16 protein-coding genes are annotated in these 20419 nt (G+C 70.6%); 11 read left to right on the forward strand and 5 right to left on the reverse strand.

Annotated features, from left to right (window positions below; all coding sequences use genetic code 11):
- Window positions 1-41: 41 nt before the first annotated feature.
- The gene (locus VF536_RS19075) at window positions 42-2900 is read right to left on the reverse strand and encodes a two-component regulator propeller domain-containing protein (protein ID WP_331616446.1); all 2859 of its coding nucleotides are present in this window, start codon (window positions 2898-2900) and stop codon (window positions 42-44) included.
- On the opposite strand from VF536_RS19075, the gene VF536_RS19080 reads away from it, so the two are divergent.
- Window positions 2878-3117: a hypothetical protein gene (locus tag VF536_RS19080; protein ID WP_331616447.1), complete on the forward strand. Its 240-nt coding sequence runs from the start codon at window positions 2878-2880 to the stop codon at window positions 3115-3117. The two genes, VF536_RS19075 and VF536_RS19080, sit on opposite strands and share 23 nt — an antisense overlap.
- A gap of 163 nt (window positions 3118-3280) precedes the next feature.
- On the opposite strand, the gene rtcR is transcribed toward VF536_RS19080, so the two are convergent.
- Window positions 3281-4957, reverse strand: a complete 1677-nt coding sequence (gene rtcR / locus VF536_RS19085) for an RNA repair transcriptional activator RtcR (protein ID WP_331616448.1) — start codon at window positions 4955-4957, stop codon at window positions 3281-3283.
- Window positions 4958-5290: 333 nt separating this feature from the next.
- Here rtcR and VF536_RS19090 point away from each other — a divergent pair, with 333 nt between their 5' ends.
- The 4 genes from VF536_RS19090 to VF536_RS19105 all read left to right on the forward strand — a co-directional run bounded on the left by VF536_RS19090 (window position 5291) and on the right by VF536_RS19105 (window position 10190).
- The gene (locus VF536_RS19090) at window positions 5291-6505 is read left to right on the forward strand and encodes an RtcB family protein (RefSeq protein WP_331616449.1); all 1215 of its coding nucleotides are present in this window, start codon (window positions 5291-5293) and stop codon (window positions 6503-6505) included.
- An 87-nt stretch (window positions 6506-6592) separates the two neighbouring features.
- A complete protein-coding gene (locus VF536_RS19095; protein ID WP_331616450.1) occupies window positions 6593-7963 on the forward strand; it encodes a hypothetical protein in 1371 nt (456 codons plus the stop codon).
- 102 nt (window positions 7964-8065) lie between these two features.
- Entirely contained in the window at window positions 8066-9118 is a 1053-nt protein-coding gene (gene rtcA, locus VF536_RS19100; protein WP_331616451.1) for an RNA 3'-terminal phosphate cyclase, read from the forward strand.
- 94 nt (window positions 9119-9212) lie between these two features.
- Window positions 9213-10190: an aldo/keto reductase gene (locus VF536_RS19105; RefSeq protein ID WP_331616452.1), complete on the forward strand. Its 978-nt coding sequence runs from the start codon at window positions 9213-9215 to the stop codon at window positions 10188-10190.
- A 160-nt stretch (window positions 10191-10350) separates the two neighbouring features.
- Here VF536_RS19105 and VF536_RS19110 read toward each other — a convergent pair whose 3' ends face one another.
- The 3 genes from VF536_RS19110 to VF536_RS19120 all read right to left on the reverse strand — a co-directional run bounded on the left by VF536_RS19110 (window position 10351) and on the right by VF536_RS19120 (window position 12723).
- A complete protein-coding gene (locus tag VF536_RS19110) occupies window positions 10351-11406 on the reverse strand; it encodes a nitronate monooxygenase (RefSeq protein ID WP_331616453.1) in 1056 nt (351 codons plus the stop codon).
- 61 nt (window positions 11407-11467) lie between these two features.
- The gene (locus tag VF536_RS19115; protein ID WP_331616454.1) at window positions 11468-12373 is read right to left on the reverse strand and encodes an SDR family NAD(P)-dependent oxidoreductase; all 906 of its coding nucleotides are present in this window, start codon (window positions 12371-12373) and stop codon (window positions 11468-11470) included.
- A gap of 125 nt (window positions 12374-12498) precedes the next feature.
- Window positions 12499-12723, reverse strand: a complete 225-nt coding sequence (locus VF536_RS19120) for a hypothetical protein (RefSeq protein ID WP_331616455.1) — start codon at window positions 12721-12723, stop codon at window positions 12499-12501.
- Between the two features lie 292 nt (window positions 12724-13015).
- Between VF536_RS19120 and VF536_RS19125 the strand changes: the two genes are divergently transcribed.
- The 6 genes from VF536_RS19125 to VF536_RS19150 all read left to right on the forward strand — a co-directional run bounded on the left by VF536_RS19125 (window position 13016) and on the right by VF536_RS19150 (window position 20398).
- Window positions 13016-13471, forward strand: coding sequence for a hypothetical protein (locus VF536_RS19125; RefSeq protein ID WP_331616456.1), 456 nt, complete (start codon window positions 13016-13018; stop codon window positions 13469-13471).
- 124 nt (window positions 13472-13595) lie between these two features.
- Window positions 13596-16145 carry an ATP-binding protein gene (locus VF536_RS19130; protein WP_331616457.1) on the forward strand — a complete coding sequence of 850 codons (2550 nt, stop codon included), beginning with the start codon at window positions 13596-13598 and terminating at the stop codon, window positions 16143-16145.
- Window positions 16146-16201: 56 nt separating this feature from the next.
- Complete coding sequence (locus tag VF536_RS19135; RefSeq protein WP_331616500.1) at window positions 16202-16585, forward strand: VOC family protein; 384 nt, start codon at window positions 16202-16204, stop codon at window positions 16583-16585.
- A gap of 80 nt (window positions 16586-16665) precedes the next feature.
- Complete coding sequence (locus tag VF536_RS19140) at window positions 16666-17019, forward strand: DUF805 domain-containing protein (protein ID WP_331616458.1); 354 nt, start codon at window positions 16666-16668, stop codon at window positions 17017-17019.
- The gene (locus tag VF536_RS19145; RefSeq protein ID WP_331616459.1) at window positions 17016-19295 is read left to right on the forward strand and encodes an FAD-binding protein; all 2280 of its coding nucleotides are present in this window, start codon (window positions 17016-17018) and stop codon (window positions 19293-19295) included. The genes VF536_RS19140 and VF536_RS19145 overlap by 4 nt, the downstream gene beginning before the upstream one ends.
- A 59-nt stretch (window positions 19296-19354) precedes the next feature.
- Window positions 19355-20398, forward strand: a complete 1044-nt coding sequence (locus tag VF536_RS19150; RefSeq protein WP_331616460.1) for a hypothetical protein — start codon at window positions 19355-19357, stop codon at window positions 20396-20398.
- The last annotated feature ends 21 nt before the right edge of the window (window positions 20399-20419 follow it).

Genomic DNA, 20419 nt, shown 5'->3' on the forward strand with positions numbered 1-20419 from the left:
CGGGGGGCCCCGGCTTGCCCGGCGACCGCTCGGTCGACCGATCAGCGGACCTGATTCCGCCCTTCCCGCTTCGCGAGGTAGAGCGCCTCGTCCGCCTGCGCGATGAGGCTTTCCAGCGTGCATTCCTCGCTGGGCACGCAGGCGGCGACGCCGAGGCTGACGGTGACCACCGGGCAGACCGGCGAGGTGGGATGCGGCATGGCGAGCGACTCGATGCCGGCGCGGACGGACTCGGCCACCTTGAGCGCGGCCTCGCGGTCGGCGCCGGGCAGCAGCACGACGAACTCCTCGCCGCCGTAGCGCGCCGCCAGATCGCCGGCGCGCCCGATCGACGCGCCCAGCACCGCGCCCACGGCGCCCAGGCATTCATCGCCCTTCAGGTGCCCCATCTGGTCGTTGTAGCGCTTGAACGCGTCGACGTCGGCGAGCACCAGCGCCAGCGAGGTGCCGGTGCGGCGCGCGCGGCGCCATTCCTCGTCGGCGGCTTCATTGAAGCGGCGGCGGTTCGGCAGCCCGGTGACCGCGTCGAGGAAGGACAGCTGCTTCAGATGCTCGTTGGCCTGCCGGAGTTCCTCGGTGCGCTGGGCCACCAGGCGCTCCATCTCGATGTGGCGCGCGCGCAGCTGGCGCATCCGCAACATCACGGCCCCGGCGAAGAAACCGATCGCCGCCACCGCGACGAGGAAGTGGAACCAGCCCGTCTCATGGAAACGCGGCTGCACGGTGACCGGCAGCGGCGTGTCCGATTCGCGCCAGCGCTGTCCGTCGCCGGACACCGCCAGGCGCAGCTTGTACTGGCCGTGCGACAGCGCGGGGAAGGTGAGTTCGCGGTCGTTGCCGACGTCGGTCCAGCCGCGCGACAGGCCTTCCATCCAGAAGCGGAAGCGCACCCGGTCGGCTTCGCGCAGCGTCGACGCCGCGAGGCTGACCGACAGCGCCACCGGCCCCGGCGGCAGTTCCAGCGGCCGGCCGTCGAGCGCGAGCGTCTCGCCGTCGACCTTGATCTGCTGGATGCGCACCGTGGGCGGCTCGCCGCCGCCGGGCAGGCGTCCGGGATCGACCACCACCAGGCCCGCCGACGACGGCAGCCAGGCGCGTCCCTGGGCGTCGATCGCGCCGGCGGCCTGCAGGTTGCCGGCGAAGCTGGTCGCGCGCAGCGTGTCGCCGGGCCCGTAGCCGACCGAGCGCACCTGCTTCAGCCGGCCGTCGAGGAAGCCGTCGAGATCGTCCCGCGCGACGCGGTAGAAGCCGCGGTTGCAGGTGATCCAGAAGTACCCCGCGCGGTCCTCGAGGAAGACCTGCGACAGCCCGTCCCACAGACCGTCCGCCGGCTTGATCGCGCCGATGCGGCCGTCCTTCAGGCGGTTGATGCCTTCGCCGTTCGTGCCGATCCAGAGCTCGCCGCGGGCGTCTTCCTTGAGCGCGATGATCCAGTCGGACAACAGGCCGTCGGCCGTCGTGAACTGCCGCGCCTTGCCGTCGCGCCAACGCACCAGCCCCTGGCCGGTGGTGCCGAACCAGAGCGTGCCGTCGCGGTCCTGCAGGATCGCGGCGACGCCCTCGTTGGGCAGGCCGGGCGCGGTGACGACGTCGAAGCCGTGGCCGTTGAAGCGCGCCAGCGCCGTCCGCGTGCCGACCCACAGCGTGCCGGCGCGGTCTTCGAAGAGGGCGCGGATCTCGATGCCGGGCAGGCCGCTGTCGGCGCCGAAGCGGTCGATCTGGCCGTCCGGCCGCCGGCGCGCGACGCCGGCGGTATAGGTACCGATCCAGAGCGTGCCGTCGCGCGCCTCGTGCAGCGTGGAGATCTCGTCGGTCGGCAGGCCGTCGGCCTGGCGCACCGTCGTGATGCGGCCGTCCTTCAAGCGGTTGAGTCCGCCGCCGGAGGTCGCGGCCCAGATCGAGCCGTCGCGCGCGGCGACGACCGACCGGACGTTGTCGTGGCTGAGGCCCTCGGGCGTGCCCAGCACGGTGAAGGCGCGGTTGCGCAGGCGGTTGAGCCCGTCGACCCAGGTCCCGACCCAGATGCTGCCCTCGCGGTCCGCCATCAGCGACCAGATCTGGCTGCCGGCCAATCCCGTGCCCGGACCGGTGCCGGACGAGATCGTGCTGAAGCGACCGTCGCGCAGGCGGCTCACGCCAGCGCCCCAGCTGCCGACCCACAGGTCGCCGCGGGCGTCGCGGGTCAGCGCGGTCAGGTGATCGCTGGGCAGGCCGTCGGCGGTCGTGTAGACGCGCATGTCGGGCTTGTCGACGCCCTGCATGCGGACCAGCCCGCCGCCCGCGGTCGCCGCCCAGATGCCGCCGGCCGGATCGGCCAACACGAAGCGCACCTGCGCATGCGGGAAGCCGGCCGCCGGATCGAAGGTCTTGAACCGGCCGTCCGGCGTCATCGCGAACAGGCCGGCCCCGGTGGTGCCGATCCAGAGCGTGCCGGCGGTGTCGAAGGCGGCGCTGCGCAGCCGCGCGGTGGGCAGGCCGTCGGCGGCGCCAAAGACCTTGACCGCGCCGTCCTTCCAGCGGACCAGCCCGCCATCGCCTGCGGCCCAGATCGCGCCGGCCTTGTCCTCGACCAGGGACCAGATCCGGCGTCCGCCGGCCTGCGCCTTGGTGATGACCGCAGAGAAGCGGCCATGCTCGTAGACGGTCACGCCGTTGGGATGACCGATCCACAACCGGCCGAGACGGTCCTCGAGCAGCGCGAACACCGGCTGCGAAGCGACGTCCGGCGCCTGCGCGGCGTCGAAGCCCACGAAGCGCTTGCCGTCGAAACGCGCCAGCCCACCGCCGGTGCCTATCCACAGACCGCCGTCGCGGGACTGGAGCAAGGCCTGGACGGTATTGAGCGGCAGCCCCTGTTCGGTCTGCCAGAGGTCGATCTTGTACTGGCTGACGGCGCGCACCGGGTCGGACAGGTCGCCGATGGCGCCCGGGTCGACGACTGGCGCTGAAGCCGACGCGGAGGTCGGAGCCGGTATCGCCTTGTTCGATGCCGATGCCGATGCCGCCTTTCCACCGACAGGCGCCGAGGTCGGTGCCGACGCCGCCGTCGCCGCCATGGCCCCCGGTGCCGCGAACGCCGCGCAACACGCGGCGATCAGCCAAGCCGCCAGGCGATGACGCGGGGTCGTCGCGGGCACGGGATCGGCGCAGGGAGCGGAGGAGGAGGACCGGTCGAAAGTCATAGGCAGGGAAGCGGCGATTGTGACCGGTCCTGAAGAAGCATCCGGGCTGCCGTACGGACGACGGGTGCGGTTCGCGTGAAGGCGGGGGCGCTCATCGTTCACCGCGCCGCGGCGATGCGATCCCAGGAGAGGCCGAACTTCAGCAGGTACTTTCGCAGGCGGTCCGCGTCGTTGACCACGCTGCGGGCCTGCCGGCTCGCGTGGAAGAGCTGCCGCCCCGCCTCTGACAGCGACGAGGCCGCCGCGCACACGCGCAGCACCGCGGCGAGCTGCAGACGGTCGAAGAGGTCCATCGCTGCCAGCTCGGGCGGATCGAAGAGCGCGGCCAGCAGCGCGTCGCCACCCCCTTCGCCGCCCTCTTCGCCGTCACCGGCGCCGCCCGCCGTGCCCGCCATGCCTGACTTGCCCGGACGGCCAGACCCGACCGTCTCCCGCTCCCACAGCCATTCGAGCCGCGCGATCTCGGCCTCGACCAGCGGCGTGCCGATGCGGCCGCCCTCGGCCAGCGTCACCAGCCGGGTCACGGACGCCGACAGGTCGCGGAAGTTGCCGCTCCACGGCGCCCGCGGCGATTGCGCGAAGGCCAGGTAACGCGTCTTCGCCTCGGCGTTGAAGCGCACGGCGCGGCCGCTCTCGCGGCCGACCTGCTGCACCAGATGGTCGACGTTGGGCTCGATGTCCTCGGGCCGGTCGCGCAGGCCTGGCAGGCTGTAGGTCCAGAGGTTGATCCGCGCGAACAGGTCGTCGCGGAAGCGCCCCGCCGCGACCTCGGCGCGCAGGTCGCGGTTGGTGCCGGCGATCAGCTGGAAGTCGCTCGCCACCTCCCGGTCGGCGCCGACGGGCAGGAAGCGCTTCTCCTCGATCGCCTTCAGCAGCATCGCCTGCTCGTCCAGGCCCAGCTCGCCGATCTCGTCCAGGAACAGCAGCCCGCCGTCCGCCGTGCGCAGCAGGCCGGCGCGGTCCGCCATCGCGCCGGTGAACGAGCCCTTCTTGTGCCCGAACAGCGTCGACGCCGCGCCGTCGCCGCGCAGCGTCGCGCAGTTGACCTCGACGAAAGCGCCGGCGAGCTGGTGACGCGTCTGCTTCAGCTCGTACATGCGGCGCGCGAGGAAGGACTTGCCCGCGCCCGTCGGCCCGGCCAGCAGGAGGGGCGCGCGCGAGTGCACGGCCACGCGCTCGATCTCCTCGATCAACGCGTTGAAGCGGCGGTTGCGCGTCGCGATGCCGCGCTTCAGGAAAGCGACGGCGTCGTGCTGCTCCGCCTCGAAGCGCTGCGCGATGCGGTCGTAGCGCGACAGGTCCAGGTCGATCAGCGTCATCGAACCGGGTTCGCCCTCCTTCCACTTGCGCGGCGGCGAGGTCTGCAGCAGCACGCCGGGGATGAAGCGCGCCTCCACCATCAGGAACATGCAGATCTGCGCGACGTGCGTGCCGGTGGTGATGTGGGCCCAGTACTGCTCGTGCGCGGGATCGAAGCGGTAGCCACGGACCCAGTCGTAGAGCGTGGCGTAGACCTCGCCGAAGTCCCAGGGATCCTCGTGCGGCATCTCGATGAGCTGGACCTCGGTCTCCGGCGAGACCTTGGCGATGTCGGTCCGCAGCAGCTCCGCGAGGGCCAGGTGTTGCGGCGCATGGAAGAGCTCCAGCCGGTGCACGACCACGTCCGGCTGCGACACCAGCGAGACCGTCGGCCGCCACTTCTCCCAGCGGCCCGCGCCCATGCCGCCGTCCAGCTGAGACCCCAGGTAGCCGATCACCACATTCTTCTTCGCCATGGCCGCAGTTTATCCGGGCCTCCCAGCCTAGCTATCTTTTTCGCTAGTTTTCTAGCCAGTTATCCAGCACAACAGCATGTCGCGGATGAATGGAGGGCAGCGATCTTTTCGCGTTGGGAAAAATTTTTCGTTGCGAATCAACGACTTGATGAAGCAGAAGATCAGTCCCGGCATGGCCTGGCAAGACCTGGCACGGGCGTTGCAATGAAGAAGAGGCGGTGCATGTGTACCGCCCCCGGGGAGCCGTGGCGGAGCTCGAACAAAGACCGCCTTGAGAATCGAGATCGCAGAGAACACAGGAACGTCGGCGCGTGCCGGCGGCAGGAGAAAGCCATGAAGAACTACAACGAGATGGAAGTCGCCGGCGGCGTGCCGGTGAAGATGTGGACGCAGGGCGTGCCCGTCGAGGATGAAGCGCGCAAGCAGCTGATGAACGCGGCAAAGCTGCCGGTGGTGTTCAAGCACATCGCGGCGATGCCCGACGTGCACCTGGGCATCGGCGCGACGGTGGGGTCGGTGATCCCGACGCTGAAGGCGATCATCCCGGCCGCGGTCGGCGTCGACATCGGCTGCGGGATGATGGCCTGCAAGACCACGCTGCGCGCCGAGGACCTGCCGGACAACCTGGGTCCGCTGCGTTCCGCGATCGAGGCCGCCGTGCCGCACGGTCGCACGCCCAAGGGCCGCGACGTCGGCTCGTGGGAGAACCCGCCCGAGATGGTCGATGCGGCCTGGGCGGAACTCCAGCCCGGCTTCGCCGAGATCTGCCGCGACTACCCCAAGCTGAAGAACACCAACAACCACAAGCACCTGGGCACGCTCGGGACGGGCAACCACTTCATCGAGGTCTGCCTGGATGAGGTGGGCTTCGTGTGGTTCATGTTGCATTCGGGTTCGCGCGGCGTCGGGAACGCGATCGGCACCATGTTCATCGAGCTGGCGAAGAAGGACGCGATGCAGCACCAGGCCAACCTGCCCGATGCGAACCTCGCGTACTTCGAGGAAGGCGCGAAGTACTTCGGCGACTACGTGCGCGCGGTGGGCTGGGCGCAGAAGTTCGCCGAGACCAACCGCGAGGTGATGATGCGCCGCGTGATCGGGGCTGCGAAGAAGGTGATCGGGAAGAAGTTCGAGAGCCACATCGAGGCGGTCAACTGCCACCACAACTACGTGCAGAAGGAGACCCACTTCGGCCAGGACGTATTCGTGACCCGCAAGGGCGCGGTGAGCGCGAAGCAGGGCCAGATGGGGATCATCCCCGGCAGCATGGGCGCGCGCAGCTACATCGTGCGCGGCAAGGGCAATCCGGAGAGCTTCGAGAGCTGCTCGCACGGGGCCGGCCGCACGATGAGCCGCACGGAAGCCAAGCGCCGCTTCACGCTGAAGGACCAGCGCGAAGCCACCGAAGGCGTCGAGTGCCGCAAGGACAAGGACGTCATCGACGAGATCCCGATGGCCTACAAGGACATCGACGCGGTCATGGCGGCGCAGCAGGACCTGGTGGAGGTGGTGCACACGCTGAAGCAGGTGGTGTGTGTGAAGGGATGAGGAACAAGAGACCGGCCTGACGGCCGGCGACGAGCGGACGGCGCGCGCGGCTTTGGCGGCGGGCGTCGTACCGTCAGGGAGAAGAAGATGAACTGGAAGGATTGGTTCTCCGGCGACAGACCGTCGGAGCAGACAGCGGAGGCCTGGTTGCCGATGCTGGAGGCGCGCAGCGGTCACTCACGGCAGGAAGCCGTGGAGGCGCTGGGTGAACTGCGGGCGCCCGCGGCCCTGCCGGGCCTGCTGGCCCGCGTGAACGACTGGGTCCCGCAGGTGCGATGGGCCGCCGGCATCGCCGTGCAGCGATTCCTCGCCGACGACCGCCTCGCGACCTGGCCGGCGGCCTTGCCGGCACTGGCCGACGTGCTGCGCGGACAGCGCGCCGACCACGGGCCGCTGCTGACGACGATCGCGGACTTCCTGCTCGCGCCGGGCCGGATCGAGCAGTTGTCCGACGCACGCACCCGACTGCCTCCCGTGGTGGGACGCTGGCTGGACACCGCCGAATGGCGGATCTCGCCGAAGGCCGAGCGCACGGCGCTGCTGTCGGCCCGCTTGCGCGGCGCGGACATCGTCGCGGCCCGCTGGGCGCTCGAACGCATCGAGGATCTGCCCGGCGGTCTGGCGCGGTCGGCGCTCTGGCTCACCGCCTGCGACAGCCCGACCGGGCCGGTCCGGGCTCACGCGTTGCGCCGCCTGTGCGACACGACGCCGGAGCTCGGCACCGCGACCGCACAACGGCTGGCGCTGGATCCGCGCGGCGGCGTACGGGACGTGGCGCTCGCATTCCTGCGCCGGAGCAGCGGGACGGACCTGGTCCGTGTCACCGCCGAATCGCAACTGCAGGCGCAGGCGCTCGACCACGCACCGCACAGCGGCGTGCCGGCCTTCGTGTTGCTGGCGCAGGTCGATCCCGCGTCGACCACGAGCCGGGCCGAGCGACTGCTGGCGATGGCCGATGGCGTCCAACCGAAGGCGCCGCTGCGCGCCGTCGCGCTGGAGCACCTGATCCGCGCGAGCGTCGACGATCGGCAGCAGCACTGGCTGTGCCGCGCCCTGGGCGACACCTCGCCGCGCGTGCAGCGCATCGCGGCGGAGGCCGTGGGACGAGGCGCTCCCGGGCTCTCGCCCGCCGAACTATGGCCGCTGGTGATGGCGCACGGCAGCGCGGTCGCGCTGCGCCGCGGGCTCAGGATGTCGCGATCCTGGGGCCTGTGGACGCAGTTCGGCGAGTTGCTCGAATTGGCGCGCCGACCCTTGCCCGAGGGCGGTGTCGACGCGCTGATCAACGCGTTCGAGCGCTGGGAAGTGAGCACGCGACGTGGCGTGTCCGCGCCCGGCGAACCGCAAGCCGCTCAGCTGCGCGACCAGTGGCGGATGTCGTCTCCGGTGTTGCCGCCGGCGCTCCGCGCCAGCCTGTCGTTCGCACTGACGACCTGCGGCCTGCTGCCGGCACGCTGAGGCCGGATCGAAGAAGATAGAACAGAAGACCAAGAGAGAAAGGCGTGGACCCGCGGCGCATCGCCGCGGGGACCGCGAGAAGAAATGAAGATCAGGGAGAACATGGTTGAACTCGACGGCTCGCAAGGCGAAGGCGGCGGGCAGATCCTGCGCACGGCGCTCGCGCTGGCGATGTGCACCGGCACGTCGCTGCGCATCGAGCGCATCCGCGCCAGGCGCCCCAAGCCGGGCCTGATGCGCCAGCACCTGACCTGCGTGCTGGCCGCGCAGGAGGTCTGCGGCGCGACGGTGATCGGCGCGGAGCTCGGCTCGCAGGCGCTGGAGTTCCGTCCCGGGCAGGTGCACGCCGGCGACTACCGCTTCGCGGTGGGCACGGCGGGCAGCTGCACGCTGGTGCTGCAGACCGTGCTGCCTGCGCTGATGCTGGCGGACGGCCCCAGCCGCCTGCGCCTGTCCGGCGGCACGCACAACCCGATGGCGCCGCCGTTCCATTTCCTGCAGCGCAGCTTCGCGCCGCTGGTGCGACGCACGGGGGCGAAGCTCGACCTGACCCTGCGTCGTCACGGCTTCTTCCCCGCCGGCGGCGGAGAGATCGACGCCATGATCACGCCGGCCGACGGCGGCCTGCGCCCGTTCGACCTGCTCGAGCGCGGCGAGCCGCTGGAAGCCTTCGCCGAGGTGCTGGCGCCCGCGCTGCCGCGCGGCGTCGCGGACCGCGAACTGGAAGTGCTGGAACGACTGACCGGCTGGGACAAGCATCAGCTGCGCGTCGGCACGGCGCGTCAGAACGAAGGCCCCGGGAACGCGCTGATGACGACGCTGGTCCACGAGCATCTGACCGAGGTGTTCATCGCCTTCGGCGAGCGCGGTCTGTCGGCGGAGGAGGTGGCGCAGAAGGTCTTCACGGAGATGCGCGCGTACGAGACCTCGGCCGGCGCGGCGGGCCCGCACCTGGCGGATCAACTCGCACTGCCGCTCGCGCTGGCGGTGGCGGGATCGGGTCGCCCGGCCGCGTTCACCTGCACCGAGCTGACCGAGCACAGCCGGACCAACTTCGCCGTCATCGAGCGATTCCTGGACGTGCGTTTCGACTCGCGCCTGGAGGTCTCGCGCGCCGGCAACGCCTGGCGCGTGGACATCCTCCCGGCGACGTAACCACGATGAAACGCGGCGCCCGCGCGCCGCGTCACAATCCCGCACCGCGCGCCCACCCGGGCGCGTTCCCCATTCCAGAACGCGCACGCCCACCATGAGCCACGCCCTTCCGCTGCAGCAGCACCTCCCGACCGTCAGCCCGCTCGCCTATGGCTGCATGGGACTGGGCGGCCACTGGGACGACTCCCCGTTCACCCACGCCCACGTCGACCACGCGCAGGCCGCCGTCGAGGCCGCGCTGGAGATCGGCGTCACGCTGTTCGACCACGCCGACATCTACACCCGCGGCAAGGCCGAATCGGTCTTCGGCGAACTGTTCCGCCGCCAGCCCTCGCTGCGCGAGCGCATCGTGCTGCAGAGCAAGTGCGGCATCCGCTTCGCCGACGAAGAAGGCCCGGGCCGCTACGACCTGTCGGGCGGCTACATCGTCCAGGCGGTCGAGGCCAGCCTCAAGCGCCTGGGCACCGAGCGCCTGGACATCCTGCTGCTGCATCGCCCGGATCCGCTGATGCAGCCCGAGGAGATCGCGGAAGCCTTCCAGCGCCTGCGCGCGGCAGGCAAGGTGAGCCACTTCGGCGTGTCCAACATGAACGTCGGCCAGATGGCCTGGCTGGGCCGTGCGCTGGATCAACCGCTGGTCGTGAACCAGCTGGAACTCGGCCTCGGCCACCTGGAACCGCTGGACGCGGGCACCTGCTTCAACGACCGCCAGGCCGCGGCACGACCCGGCGCGCTGGCCTGGACCGGCACGCTGGAACATTGCCAGCAGCACGGCATCCAGCTGCAGGCCTGGGCCGCGCTGGCCCGCGGACGCTTCAGCGGCGAGACCGCGCAAGACCCGGCCGACGAGGCCGCCCGCGCGCTGGTCCAGAAGCTGGCGCATGAGCACGGCGTCAGCACCGAAGGCATCCTGCTGGCGTGGCTGATGAAGCATCCGGCGCGCATCCAGCCGGTCATCGGGTCGGCGAATCCGGATCGCATCCGCGCCTGCGGCGATGCGCTCAAGATTCAGCTCAGCCGCAACGAGTGGTACGCGCTGTACGTGGCGGCGCGGGGTGCGCCGCTGCCTTGACTGCGTGAGGCCGCTGGCCCTCACCCCCCTCTCCCGCAAGCGGGAGAGGGGGCCACCCCAGTGCTCCTGCTCCGAATGGCTCGGTGCATTCTCACGCCCTCTCCCGCTTGCGGGAGAGGGTGGGGGTGGGGACCAGCGGCGGTGGCAGTCATGAAGCCCGTCAGAACGCCGCGCTGAGCTCTGTCACGAGCGCCGCCGCGCCAATCTCGCGCACGGCACCGAAGTTCTGACCCGACCACAGCGGCGAGAAATCGCCGCTGCCCTGTGCCTCGGCCTTCGCGCGCAACGGCGCAATGCTCGACGTCGCCAGCGGAAACTCCGGCGCCGCGTCGTTCAACGGACCGAGCTCCCGCATGTAGCGGTTCACGATGCCGCGCGCCGGACGACCCGTGAAGAGATTCGTCACCGCCGTGTGGTGATTCGCCGGATCACGCAAGGCCGCCCGATGCGGCGCACTGGTCGTCGCTTCATCGCACAGCAGGAAGGCCGTGCCGAGCTGCACCGCCGACGCCCCCAGCGCCAAGGCCGCACGGATGCCGCGCACATCGGCGATGCCGCCGGCCGCAACCACCGGCACCTTCACCGCACGCACGATCTGCGGCAGCAGCGCCATCGTCCCCGGCTGTCGCGTCAGGTCGTCGCTGAGGAAGTGGCCACGATGACCGCCCGCCTCCCATCCCTGCGCGATCACGCCGTCGGCGCCGTGCGCCTCCAGCCAGCGGGCTTCTTCGACCGTGGTCGCGCTGCCCAGCACCAGACTGCCCCAGCCCTTCACCCGTGCGATCAGGTCGGCGGACGGCAGGCCGAAATGGAAGCTCACCACCGGCGGCTTGAACGGCTCGACCAGATCGGCGATCTCCGCCGTGAACGGCGCGCGTCCGGGGCCGGCCTTGATCTGCGCCGGATCGATGCCGAACTCGGCGTAGTAAGGACCGAGGCGATCGCGCCAATGGGCCTCACGCGTGTCGTCCGGCGTCGGCGAGGTGTGGGCGAAGAAGTTGACGTTGAACGGCTTGTCGGTGCCGTCGCGCAGCGCCTTCAGTTCCTTCTGCAGGACCTCCGGCGTCAGCATCGCCGCGGGCAGCGACCCGAGCCCGCCCGCGTTGCTCACCGCGAGGGCCAGCCGCGCGTCCTGCACGCCGGCCATGGGCGCCTGGATCAGCGGCAACCGGGTGCCGAGGAAGAACGGAGCGAAAGGCGCGCTGGAGGTAGGCATGGCGGCGGATCCTGGACTCGACAAGACGAGTCCTGATGATCGCGCATGCTCGAAGACCCTGTCAGTCGTTCTGCATCTCGAAGGGCGGAATGCGGCGGCCGTCGATGTCGGTGAAGCCGTAATCGGCGGCGAGGTCTCCGACGCGCAGCACCCGGCCCGTGCGATCCATGATGCGCGGATCCGCGGCCAGCGCCGCCACGGCGCGACCGACATACCGCGGCGATTCGGTGCCCGCCAGTTCGGGACGCTGCTGCCAATGGTCCTCGTCGGTGTGGTGGCCGGCGAGCACGAACTCCGTCCGCATCCAGCCCGGCGACACCGCCACCGACGCGACGCGATGCGCCCGCAGGTCCTGCGCCATCGCGCCGGCCAGGCGCGTCATCGCCGCCTTCGCCAGGTCGTAGACGAGGTTGCCCTTGAGGAACCTGTCGCGGTCCCAGAAGGTCGTCGTGACGATCAGTCCGCCGCCGCGCGCGATGAGCAGGGGCGCCGCGGCGCGGCTCGCCAGCAGGTGGTTGCGCACGCCGCGGTCCAGCATCGCGTCCCACTCGTCCATCGGCCGCTCCCAGAACGGCGCATCGAAGACGCCGCTGAAGACTTCGTGGCCACCCCAGGCGTTGTTGACCAGCAGGTCCAGGCCGCCCTGCTCCGCCTGCACGCGCTCGAACAGCGCGCGCACCTGCGCCTCGTCGGTGTGGTCGCAGCGCGCGGCGATGCCCCGGCCGCCGAGCCGGGTGACCTCGTCGGCGGTGTCGTCGATCGTGCCGGGAATTCGGGAGATCCCGCTCAAGGCCTGGAGGCGGTCGTACTGCGTCGCCGGCTGCTCACGGGTACTGCGGCCGGTGACGTAGACCGTCGCGCCGGCGGCGCCCAGTTCCAGCGCGATGCCACGTCCCGCGCCCCGGCTCGCGCCGGTGACCACGGTCACGCGGCCGGCCAGCGGCCGGTCGTGTCTTTCGTTGCCCATGTCGCTGTCTCCCGTTGAAGGTGAGCAGCAACGATACGCGGCCCTCGAGGGGCCGCGCGCCAGGTCCTGTCAGCAGCGACGGCGGGGGCTCGCGATGGCGACCGCGTCGCCATCACGGCGCCACCTCACTTGCAGGTGAAGCTCTTCGAATTCACTTCCTTGACGTTGCCCGCGCCGCAGGTGGCGGTCGCCTGTTCGCTCATCTTGCGGACGTCGTCCATGCGCTGGGTGTTGGCCTCGGACGTGTTGGGCGCGATCACGCAGCCGGTGGACAGGACTGCGGCGGCGCCGGCGAGCAGCAGCGCCACCGGACGGGCGATCTGGATGGAGCGGATGGAGCGGATGGTCATGAAACGGTTCCCTCGAAAATGGATGTCGAGGCGCAGTCTAGGCAAGCGCGCCCGCGATGGTCGCTCCTCCGACCAACCGATCTCCGGAGAGGATGAACTGCAGGAGGACGCGACGCACCGGGGAGCTCCCACCGGTGGAACCGTCCCGATGGCCGGCCGCCACACTGCGGGTGTCCCCGGGATCTGGGGCCGGGCGCATCTCGCCCAGAAACCCCATTCACACGCGCTTGACGAAGCCTCGCTAGGCTGCGCGTCTCGTCCTGCGGTCCAGCGGGACGATCCAGGAGTAGCCGTGACTGACCTTCGATCGATCCAGCGCCCTGCGACCGCGGTCCGCGCCGTGGTCGCGGTGGCGGTCCTGTGCGCCTTGCTGAGTGCCTGCGGGTCGGGCTCGACCAGCCGCAAGCCGGCGATGACCGCCCACGAAACCGCCCAGCACGACCGCTGCGTCGCGCTGCTGCGCCCGATGCTGCACGGCCAGCCGGTGCGCTCGACGGCGGTCGAGCACGGCACGCAGGGACTGGACTACGTCTGGGTGAACGCCGAAGTCCACGACGACGATGACGACCTGGACCGCCGCCTGGCCAAGGGCACGAGCTTCGGCGGCCATTGCCAGTTCGAGGCCGGCGGCGAGGCCGTGCACCTGCATGTCTATGCGCTGGACGACGAGGCCTCGTCGATGCCGGCGTCCGAGTACCGCTTCGTCGCCGGTCCCCGCGACGTGCTCGTGAGCGCCGGCGCTCACTGACCGCACGCGGAGGGACCGCTGGGGGATCGGTGAGCCCCCGCGCTGGCCCGCGCCCCGGTTCGGCGGATACTTCCGCATCCCCAGCCCCGCGGGAGCGCGCTTGGCAGCCCCCTCCGACCCTCCGGTGTCCTCCGTCTCTCTCCCGTTGCCGCCCTTCCTGTCCGGCGGCGGCGAGGTCGCGCCGCTGATCGCCGCCTTCGACTGGGGAGCGACCGCCCTGGGACCGTTGAGCACCTGGCCCGACCACGTCCGCCACGCGACGGCGCTGATGCTGCGTTCGCGCACGCCGATCGTGATGCTCTGGGGCGAGCCCGGCGTGATGATCTACAACGACGCCTACGGCGTGTTCGCCGGCGCGCGACACCCGCGGCTACTCGGCAGCAACGTGCGCGAAGGCTGGCCCGAGGTCGCCGACTTCAACGACCACGTCATGCGCGTCGGCCTGGCCGGCGGCACGCTGCATTACGAGGACCAGGAGCTCGTCCTGCATCGCCACGGCGGGGCCGAGAACGTCTGGATGAACCTGGCCTACTCGCCGCTGCTGGACGACGACGGACGACCGGCCGGCGTGATGGCGATCGTGGTGGAGACCACCGGGAAAGTGATGGCCGAGCGCCGCGTCCGCAGCGAGCGCGAACGGCTGACCCAGCTCTTCGAGCAGGCGCCGAGCTTCATGGCCGTGCTGGCCGGACCCGAGCACCGCTTCGAGAGCGTCAACCCCGCCTACCAGCGGCTGATCGGCGACCGGGACGTGATCGGCCGCACCGTCGCGCAGGCGCTGCCCGACGCGGCCGCGCAGGGCTATGTGAGCCTGCTGGACACGGTCTACGCGACCGGGCGCGCCTACACGGCGCAGGCGGCGCTGTTCGTCGCGCAAGCGCCTGACGGGCCGGATGGGGCCGACGGAATCGACGGGCCTGGCGGACAGGCGCGCGAGCACTTCCTCGACTTCGTCTACCAGCCGATCCGCGACGACCGCGGCGCGGTCACCCACATCTTCGTCGAGGGCGCCGACGTGACCGCGCGCGTGCGCGGCGAACAGCGCGGCGCGGCGCTCGCCGGGTTGAGCGAACGGCTGCGCGAGGTCGGCTCGACCGCCGACATCGGCTTCGCCTCGGCGCAGATGCTGGGGATGATGCTGACCGCGACACGCGCCGGCTACTGCACCGTCGATCACGAGACGGAGACCGTCCGCATCGAGCGCGACTGGCGGCGCGGCGGTTTCGACAGCCTGGCCGGGCTGCGCCGCTTCCGCGACTACGGCAGCTTCGTGGACCAGCTCAAGCGCGACGAGGTCGTCGAGATCGTCGATGTCCACGAGGATCCGCGCACGCGCGACCACCGGCGGTCGTTCGACGCCATGCGCGTGCGTTCGATCGTGAACGTGCCGGTGCTGGAGCAGGGCCGGCTGGTCGCGCTGCTGTTCGTGCATGACGAGTCGCCGCGCGCCTGGAGCGCCGACGACGTGTCGCTGATCCGCGAGGCGGCGCACCGCACCCGCGTCGCGGTCGAACGCGCGCGCAACCAGGCGATCGCGCAGGACCGGGAGGAGCGGCTGCTGCGCTCGGACCGGCGCAAGGACGAGTTCCTCGCGACGCTCGCGCATGAGCTGCGCAATCCGCTCGCGCCCATCCGCAATGCCGTGCACCTGCTGACCGCCGCCGATCGCGAGGGCCGCTTCACCGGCATCCGCGAGCTGCTGGAACGCCAGGTCAACCACATGGTGCGGCTGGTCGACGATCTGCTGGAGGTCTCGCGCATCAGCCGCGGCCTGATCACGCTGCGACATGAGCCGGTGAGCCTCAGCAGCGTCGTCGACGCGGCAGTGGAGAGCAGCCGCCCGCTGATCGACCGCGAGGGCCATCGGCTGACGCTGCGCTTCGACGGTCCGGCGCCGTGGGTGCAGGGCGACCCGGTGCGGCTGACGCAGCTGCTGGTCAACCTGCTGAACAACGCGGCGCGCTACACCGACGCGGGCGGCCGCATCGACGTGCACATCGCGCGTGAAGACGCCGAGGCCGTCCTGACCGTGACGGACAACGGCATCGGCATCGCGCCGGAGCAGCTGCCGCAGCTGTTCGAGCTGTTCTCGCAGCTGGACCGCTCGCACAGCCGCTCGCAGGGCGGACTGGGCATCGGGCTCAGCCTGTCGCAGACGCTGGCGCGGCTGCACGGCGGCCAGTTGACCGCGACCAGCGACGGACTCGGCCTGGGCAGCAGCTTCCAGCTGCGCCTGCCGGAGATCCCGGCTGCGGCCACGGGCACCTCCGCCTCGAGGCGCGACGACGAACCGCTGAGCGCGCGGCTGCTGCTGGTCGACGACAACCGCGACGCCGCCGACACGACGGCGGAACTGCTGCGACTGATGGGCGCGGAGGTGGCGGTGGCGTACGACGGGCCGTCGGCGCTGAAGGCCGTCCACGCGCTGCGACCGGACGCGATCCTGCTGGACATCGGCATGCCCGACATGGACGGCCACGAGGTCGCACGCCGGCTGCGCGACATGGGCGACGACATCGGCCGGCCGCGCCTGATCGCGCTGACCGGCTGGGGCCAGGAGCAGGACCGCGAAAAGACGCGCGAGGCCGGCTTCGACGAGCACATGGTCAAGCCGGTGGACGTCGACGTGCTGAGGACCGCCCTGATGGCCGTGCGGCGGCCGACGGCGGATTGAACGAACCTGATGAAGCTGATGAACCGAACAGACCGAATGGACCGAATGGCATGACCCTGCTGCTGCGCATCCATCACACCGCGATCATCTGCGCCGACTACGCGCGCTCGCGCCGCTTCTACACCGAGGTCCTGGGCCTGCGCGTGATCGCGGAGACCTACCGCGAGGCGCGGCGCTCGTACAAGCTGGACCTGGCGCTGCCCGACGGCTCGCAGATCGAGCTCTTCAGCTTCCCCGACGCGCCGCCGCGGCCGTCGTATCCCGAAGCGCAGGGGCTGCGCCACCTGGCCTTCGAGGTCGACGACGTCGAGTCGGGAAAGCGGGACCTCGAAGCCAAAGGCATCGCCGTGGAGTCGGTGCGCGTCGACGAACTCACCGGCAAGCGTTTCACCTTCTTCGCCGATCCGGACGGGCTGCCGCTGGAGCTCTACGAGCGCTGAGGCCCCCTCACCCGGGCGGGGTTCCCCGGGCCGGAGCGACACCCGCCCTGCGGCATGATGCGCGCCTGGGAGGAATGGCCATGCCATCGACAAACGCGGCCGCGAGGGAGTTCTCGACGGCCGGCACGCTCACGCGACGCGGATTCTGGCTGCGCCACGGCACGCTGGTGCCGCTCGCGCTGTGGATCGCGATCGCGGTCGCCGACACGCCGCTGGGATGGGCCGCCGCGCTGGTCGCGACCGTCCTGCTGATCTCGATCTGGGGGCGACGCCTGCACGACCGCGGACGCTCCGCCTGGTGGCTGCTGCTCGCGGCGCTGCCGGTGCTGGGCCCGCTGGCGCTGTGCATCGAATGCGGCCTGCGCCGCTCCGTCCCCGAGGGCCGCCGCTTCGATGCGCAGCGGCCCGCCGACTACCTCACCGTCGCCCCATGAGCATGTCCTCCCATCACATCGTCAACGACGTGACCGGCCTGAATCCGGTGCGCGTCATGGCCATCGTCGCGCCGGAATCGGTCGAGGACGTCCAGGAAGCGCTGCGGCGCACCACCGGACCCGTGTCCGTCGGCGGCGGCCGTTTCAGCATGGGCGGCCAGACGGCCAGCCCGGGCAGCCTGCACATCGACATGCGGACGATGAACCGCGTGGTCGCGTTCTCGCCGACGGCGCGCACGATCCGGGTCCAGGCCGGCACGCGCTGGTGCGACATCCAACGCTTCATCGACCCGCACGGGCTGTCGGTGAAGATCATGCAGACCTACGCCAACTTCACCGTCGGCGGCGCGCTGAGCGTCAACTGCCACGGCCGCTACGTCGGCCTCGGCCCGCTGGTGCTGTCGGTGCGCGCGATCCGCGTCGTCCTGCACGACGGCAGCGTCGTCGAGGCCACGCGCGAATCCCACGCCGAGATCTTCCGCGGCGCCATCGGCGGCTACGGGGCGCTGGGCGTGATCGTCGAGGTCGAGCTCGACCTCGACACCAACCAGAAGGTGGAGCGCCACGACGCGGTCATGGCGCTGGAGGACTACTGGAGCTACTTCAAGGACCAGGTGCGCGGCAACCCGGCCGCGGTCTTCCACAACGCGGATCTGTACGGCCCCCACTACCGCACGCTGCGCGCGGTCACCTGGAGGGAGACCGACAAGCCCGCCACCGTCCCCGACCGGCTGCAACCGTTGCGCACGTCGTATCCGCTGCACCGCTACTTCCTGTGGTCGATGTCGGAGACGCCCTTCGGCAAGGAACGCCGGGAGAAGCTGATCGATCCGCTGCTCTACCTGCGCGGCAAGGTGCACTGGCGCAACTACGAGGCCGGCTACGACGTCGCCGAACTGGAACCGCCGACGCGCATGCACCGCACCTACGTGTTGCAGGAGTACTTCGTGCCGGTGGAGCGGCTGACGGCGTTCGTGCCGAAGATGGCCGAGATCCTGCGGCGACATCGGGTGAACGCGCTCAACATCTCGATCCGCCATGCGATGCCGGACCCGGACACGCTGCTGGCCTGGGCGCCGACGGAGACCTTCGCCTTCGTGCTGTACCACAAGCAGCGCACCCGCGAGAACGCGCGTCGCCGCGTCGCCGTGTGGACGCGCGAGCTGATCGACGCGGTGCTGTCGGTCGGCGGCGCCTACTACCTGCCCTATCAGCCGCACGCGACGCACGAGCAGTTCCACCGCGCCTATCCGGGCGCGCGCGAACTTTTCGCGCTCAAGCGGCGGTTGGACCCGCAGGGCCGCTTCACCAATGCCCTCTGGGACAAGTACTGCCCCGGGCCGACCTGCGCGCCGGATTCAGCAGAATCAGCGGCGTCAGCGGATGCGGTGGAAGCAGCCGTTGCCGCGCCGGCGAGCGGCGCCACCGAGTTCCACCGCGTGTTCGGCGACACGCGCCTCTCCGACGCCTTCTACCTCTTCCTCCAGAACGTCTTCCACACCGCGCCGGAGGATCGCTTCCATCACCTGATCGCGGACGCGGTGGCCCGCCACCGCGACGAGGAGAGCATCTACCGCGACATCCAGCGCCGGCTGCCGTCGATCAAGCCAGCCGCCGCGGAGCTGCGTTATGCGCTGCCGGCGCTCTTCAAGCAGAAGGCGGAGATGACGCGGCAGACGCTGACCGTGCTGGCGGAGCGCGAGTTCGACGGCTACCTCGAGATCGGCTCCAAGGCCCGGTATCACGGCGGACTGGCGAAGGCCCTGCGACTGCGCGGCGAACTGGTGTTCGTCGAGGAGAAGCCCCAGGGCAACTCGCCCGTCGACATCGTCGAGCGCGGCCGGATCGCGCGGCCCGGCCGGCACTTCACGCTCGACGACTACGCCCCGCTGCCCGAGGCCATCGCCTCCGAGAGCATCGGCCTGGTGACCTGCTACATCGGCCTGCACCACATGACGCCGGAGACGCTGAGGCCCTTCCTGCGTTCGGTCCATCGCGTGATGCGCCCGGGCGGCGCGTTCATCGTGCGCGACCACGACGTGCGCGACCCCGACCTCGGTGCGCTGGTATCGCTGGCGCACACGGTCTTCAACGCCGGACTGGGCGAGACCTGGGAGAGCAACGTCGCGGAGCGGCGCCACTTCGCCTCGGGACAGGACTGGGTGGATCGCCTGCGCGACGCCGGCTTCGAGGACAGCGGCCATCGCGTGCTGCAGGCCAACGATCCGACGATGAACACGCTGTTCTGCTTCATCAAGCCGGCGGAGGTCGCATGAACGGACGCTCGCCATCACGGTCGCAGGGTTGGATCGCCAGGGCTCGGACCCTCGCATCGATGCTGGCCATCGGGGTCACGGTGGCCTTCGGTGGCGCCGGCGTCGTCGGCGCCGCTGAGCCTGAAACACCGGTCGAGGATCGCCGCACGCCCGACCAGACCTTCCTCACCTTCCCCGAGTGGTACCTGGTCCACAGCCCGGCGGAGTACGCCGCCTGGCTGGGCCACAGCGACGCACCGAGCCGTTTCCCGCTGTTCGCGCACATCGGGCAGTTCTGGCAGTCGTACGGCGCGATCAACCGCGAGATCGAGCGCTACCCGTTCAACGGCGGCTACCACCTGATGGTGATGGTCATCGGCGTCAGCACGACGGTGGAGTACGCGCTCAAGGGCGCCTACGAACGCACGATCGGCCGCATCGCCGAAGGCTTGCGCGGCACGGACGGCCCCGTCGAGGAAGAGCGCTTCGCAGCCCGTTACGCGCAGGACTACGTCGACTTCATCCGCGTCGACCCCTGGTACAAGTTCGACTTCGCGTCGCAGCTGAAATCGCTGTGGCGCGACGTGCCGATGACCGGCCCGGGCATGGCGCGCAAGTGGGAACGCCGCTACCTGCTGACGACGGAACTGCTCGTCAAGGAAGGCTACGCGCGCCTGATCAAGCTGGGCACGCAGACGATCTACGACGCGCCGAAACCGGTCACCGCCGTGTGGCTGAGCCGGGCGCCGGACGACGCGGCCGAGCGCGCCGCGCATCCGGACTTCATCGTCCCGCCGATGGCGTCGCCGTCGTCCTCATCGGCGCAAGGACCGGTCTTCGCGACGATTCCCCGCTACGAGGGGTTCACGAGCTACAGCCGCTGGCTCGCGCGACAGGATGTGGACTTCCTCAGCGTCGCCGGCAACACCGGCGAGATCGTCGTCAGCGAACTGGTCCCGCAGGCCTGGCGGCCGACCGGGGCGCGGCTGCTCTTCGAGCAGCCAATCCTCACGCGGCCGGGCACCAAACGCGCGGTCATCGCGCTGCCGATCGCGCGTCTGGGCGACGAACTCCGGCGCGCCGACCGGGCCGGCGACCACATCGAGCACATCTACGACTTCTGACGCCCGACTTCCGTCTTCCTT

It is taken from the genome of Roseateles sp. (genome assembly GCF_036486225.1).
Classification (GTDB): Bacteria; Pseudomonadota; Gammaproteobacteria; order Burkholderiales; family Burkholderiaceae_C; genus Roseateles.

Bases quoted from the DNA above. Each gene is read 5' to 3' on its own strand.
- rtcA (WP_331616451.1), top strand. From the start codon at position 8,066: ATGGTTGAACTCGACGGCTCGCAAGGCGAAGGCGGCGGGCAGATCCTG.
- VF536_RS19105 (WP_331616452.1), top strand. From the start codon at position 9,213: ATGAGCCACGCCCTTCCGCTGCAGCAGCACCTCCCGACCGTCAGCCCG.
- VF536_RS19115 (WP_331616454.1), bottom strand. From the start codon at position 12,373: ATGGGCAACGAAAGACACGACCGGCCGCTGGCCGGCCGCGTGACCGTG.
- VF536_RS19120 (WP_331616455.1), bottom strand. From the start codon at position 12,723: ATGACCATCCGCTCCATCCGCTCCATCCAGATCGCCCGTCCGGTGGCG.
- VF536_RS19150 (WP_331616460.1), top strand. From the start codon at position 19,355: ATGCTGGCCATCGGGGTCACGGTGGCCTTCGGTGGCGCCGGCGTCGTC.
- VF536_RS19090 (WP_331616449.1), top strand. From the start codon at position 5,291: ATGAAGAACTACAACGAGATGGAAGTCGCCGGCGGCGTGCCGGTGAAG.
- VF536_RS19095 (WP_331616450.1), top strand. From the start codon at position 6,593: ATGAACTGGAAGGATTGGTTCTCCGGCGACAGACCGTCGGAGCAGACA.
- VF536_RS19110 (WP_331616453.1), bottom strand. From the start codon at position 11,406: ATGCCTACCTCCAGCGCGCCTTTCGCTCCGTTCTTCCTCGGCACCCGG.
- rtcR (WP_331616448.1), bottom strand. From the start codon at position 4,957: ATGGCGAAGAAGAATGTGGTGATCGGCTACCTGGGGTCTCAGCTGGAC.
- VF536_RS19140 (WP_331616458.1), top strand. From the start codon at position 16,666: ATGCCATCGACAAACGCGGCCGCGAGGGAGTTCTCGACGGCCGGCACG.
- VF536_RS19145 (WP_331616459.1), top strand. From the start codon at position 17,016: ATGAGCATGTCCTCCCATCACATCGTCAACGACGTGACCGGCCTGAAT.